The sequence below is a fragment of the Streptomyces sparsus genome, assembly GCF_054776295.1.
This window is the reverse complement of record NZ_BAAHCA010000505.1, coordinates 1-3,558: the sequence shown is the minus strand read 5'-3', so window position 1 is coordinate 3,558 and position 3,558 is coordinate 1. Positions and strand designations below refer to the sequence as shown.

Genomic DNA, 3,558 nt, shown 5'->3' with positions numbered 1-3,558 from the left:
GCGGCAGTCCGGTCGCCGCGCCGACGGTGGAGCGCAGCCAGCGGGCGACGCCCTCGGTGCCGGGCCCGGCGTGGAGCACGGTGTGCTCGTCGAGCGTGGTGGTGGCGCCTGTGGTGAGGCCGTCGGGTGGGCCGCTCGGTGCGGGCACCAGGCCGGGGTGCGGGCCGGTCGCGGGGGTGTCCGGGTGCGGTCCGGTTGCGGAAGTGTCCATGGGTCAATCCTTCACCGCGCCGCCGAGTCCGGAGACCAGGCGCCGCTGTACGAGAACGAAGAAGACGAGGACGGGCAGGGTCATGACGGTGGAGGCCGCCATCACGCCGCCCCAGTCAGGGGTGTCGGTGTCGAAGAAGACCAGCAGGGCCATCGGCAGCGTGGAGTTCTCGGTGGCGCTGATGATGAACGACTTGGCGAACAGGAAGTCGTTCCAGGCGGAGATGAACGAGAACACGCTGACCGCGGCCAGGCCGGGGAAGACGAGCGGGAAGAGGATCTGCCACAGGAACCGGGCGCGGCTGGCGCCGTCGATGTAGGCCTGTTCCTCCAGGGCTTCGGGCACGGCCTTGACGAAGCCGCGCAGCATCCAGATGGCGAACGGCAGCGAGAAGGCGAGGTGCGGGAGGATCAGGGAGCCGAGGGTGTTGAGCAGTCCGGCGTCGCGCATCAGGAAGAACATCGGGATGGTGAGCGCCTCGATGGGCACCATCTGGGCGATGAGGAACATGATGAGCAGCGTGGTGCGGAACCGGAAGCGGAACCGGGTGACGGCGGTGGCCGCCAGGAACGCGATCAGGGTGGAGGCCACCACGACGGTGCCGGCCACCAGCAGGCTGTTGAGGAAGTAGCGCGCGAAGTCCTGCTGTTCGAAGACCCGCCGGAACGAGTCCAGGGACGGGCTGAGCGTCCAGGGGCGCGGTTGGGTGGACTGCACCTCACCGGCCGGCTTGAACGCCGACAGCACCATCCAGTAGAGCGGGAACGCGACGACGGCCGCGATGAGCAGCGCGGCGGTCTCGGCCGCCAGCCGCCAGGGCTTCTTGATGCGGAAGGCCATCACAGCTCCTCTCCCTTGCGTCGGATCAGTCGCAGGTAGACGAGCGTCACGGCGAGCAGGATCAGCAGCATGACCACGCCGATGGCCGAGCCGAGGCTGTACTGCGAGGAGGCGAAGGCCTTCTGGTAGGCGTAGACGTTGAGGACGAGGTTCTGTCCGGCGATGCCGCCGCCGCCCGTCATCACGTAGATCTGGGTGAAGATCTTGAAGTCCCAGATGATCGACTGGATGGTGACGACGATGAGGATCGGCCGCAGCATCGGCGCCATGATGCTGCGCCAGGTCCGCCAGGTGGACGCGCCGTCGAGTGAGGCGGCTTCGAGCACCTCACCGGGGATGGCGCGGATGCCGGCGTACATGGTGACCATCACGAACGGGAACGAGCACCACACGACGGCGAACAGGACGAGGGCGAAGGCGCTGTAGCGCCCGTAGGTCCAGGAGAAGTCGGTGAGGCCGAGCAGTTTGTTGACCGGGCCGAAGTCGGCGTCGAAGAGGAAGACCCAGACGGTGGAGCCGGTGATGGCCGGGGTGGCCCAGGCGCCCATCGAGGCGACCATGAGCAGCAGCCGGGGCACGGCGCGGACGCGGGTCAGCAGTACCGCCAGGGCGCAGCCGACGGCCAGCGTGGAGACCACGCAGGCGGCGGCGAAGACGACGGTGGCGGTGAGCACGCTCCAGAACTGGCGGTCGCCGAACAGTTCGGCGTAGTTGCCCAGTCCGCGGAACGTGGTGGGTGCACCGCCGCTGACCTGGGCCTGGGTGTACTCCAGGAAGGAGATCAGGCCCAGTTGGTAGATCGGGTAGACGAGCAGTCCGGCGAGGACGACCAGCGCGGGGGCGAGATAGAGCCAGGGCGTCCAGGCGCCCCCGCGCGGTCCGGCGGTGGTGCGGGCCATCGAGTCAGCCCGCGGCCTTCTGGAAGGCGTCGTTCATCTTCTCGGTGGCGTCCTCTGCGGCGGCGTCGACGTCCTTCCGGCCGCTGGCGACCTCCTGGAACATCGTCGGCAGGACCTGGCCGGCGTCTATCTGGCCCCAGGCGGGAGTGGCGGGTACGAACTTGGCGCCGGACTGGAGGGTGCGCACGAAGGGCTCGACGAACGGCTCGTCGGCGGCGACCTCTTCACGGGTGTCGGAGAAGGTCGGCAGGAAGCCCATGGCGTCGAACAGCTTGCGCTGGGTCTCCTTGCCGGCGAGTTCCTGCATGAGGTCGACGGCCAGGGTGCGGTGCGAGCTGCTCTTGAGCACACCGACGTTGTTGCCGCCGGCGAAGGCGGGCGCGATGTCGCCCTCCTGCACGCCGGGCAGCGGCACGACCGCGTACTTGCCCTTCACCGGGCCGTCCTCCATGGCCTGCCGGCTGAAGTCGCCGCCGAGCACCATGCCGGCCTTGCCGGCCGCGAAGGTCTGCACGTTGTCGTTGCCGCCCATCTCGGCGCACTTGTCGGCCGGGCAGTTGTCGGTGCCGAACAGGTCGGTGTAGGCCTTGATGCCCTTCTTCGCCTCGGGGCTGTCGAGGGCGGCGGTGTACGTGCCGTCCTTCTCCTCGGCGAGTTCGCCGCCGTGGGCCCAGATGAACGGCATCGCGCCGTAGGTGTTGGCGCCGCCGACCATCAGGCCGTACAGCTCGGGGCGTTCCTCGCGGATCGTGCGGGCGGTGGTGGCGACCTCGTCGAGGGTCTTGGGCACCTTCAGGCCGAGGTCGTCGAAGACGTCGGTGCGGTAGTACAGGGCCCGCACGCCGACGAACAGCGGGGCGCCGTAGACCTTGCCGTCCACGGTGACGGAGTCCTTGGCCGCCGGGTCGGTGTCCGCGGCCTCGTCCCAGGCGGCGAACTCCTTGCTGATGTCGGCCAGTCCGCCGTCGGCGACGTAGCCGGCGGTGTCGGTGTTGCCGTACTCGATGAGGTCGGGCGCCGAGGAGGGGTCGTTGAAGGCGGCCTTCATCTTCTCCGCGCGGCTGTCGACCGGGATGTACTGCACGTCGACCTTGACGCCGTCGTGCCGTTCGGTGAACGCGCTGACGGCGGAGTCGACGACCTCGGCCTTGGGCTTGTTGTTGACCTCCTGGAACAGCCACACCCGCAGGGTGCCGCTCTTCTTGTCCTCGGTGGCCTCGTTGCCGGAGGAGGTGCTGGGGGCGCATCCGGTGGCGGTGAGCCCTGCCAGGGCGAGGGCGGCCACGGGGACGGCGAGGCGGGCGGAGAGGCGGCGGGTACGGGCCGGCGGCATCGGGGAGGGGACGCGGGCGGAGAGTTTCATGGGTGGTACTCCCGGCGGATCGGTGTTGCAGCATGCGCAACGCGTGTTTCGTGCTGCACAACTTCGCTGGAGGTTAAGGCGCCGGTAGGCACACCGACAAGAGGTCTCGACCAATTTGTGACGTGTGCGGGCACCCCGTGCAACAGAAGAAGCCCGGCCCCGCGCGGCGCTCGCGCTGCGGGACCGGGCGGGCACTGGCCGCTACCGGATGGCGCCGGGGCCGGAAGCCGGCGCCGGTCGAACCG

At 69.3% G+C, this 3,558-nt stretch carries 3 protein-coding genes and 1 pseudogene; all 4 read right to left on the bottom strand.

All coding sequences use genetic code 11. The annotated features are described in order from the left end of the window. Positions 1-211 (bottom strand): annotated as a pseudogene (locus ACYVE9_RS19280) (beta-N-acetylhexosaminidase); the annotation flags it as partial. 3 nt (positions 212-214) lie between these two features. Further along, positions 215-1,051 (bottom strand): carbohydrate ABC transporter permease, encoded by an 837-nt coding sequence (locus tag ACYVE9_RS19275; protein WP_461029132.1) that lies wholly within the window; start codon positions 1,049-1,051, stop codon positions 215-217. After that, positions 1,051-1,950: a carbohydrate ABC transporter permease gene (locus ACYVE9_RS19270; protein WP_461029131.1), complete on the bottom strand. Its 900-nt coding sequence runs from the start codon at positions 1,948-1,950 to the stop codon at positions 1,051-1,053. Before ACYVE9_RS19270 ends, ACYVE9_RS19275 begins: the two co-directional genes overlap by 1 nt. Before the next feature lie 4 nt (positions 1,951-1,954). Then, the gene (locus ACYVE9_RS19265; protein WP_461029133.1) at positions 1,955-3,283 is read right to left on the bottom strand and encodes an extracellular solute-binding protein; all 1,329 of its coding nucleotides are present in this window, start codon (positions 3,281-3,283) and stop codon (positions 1,955-1,957) included. Between the last annotated feature and the right edge of the window lie 275 nt (positions 3,284-3,558).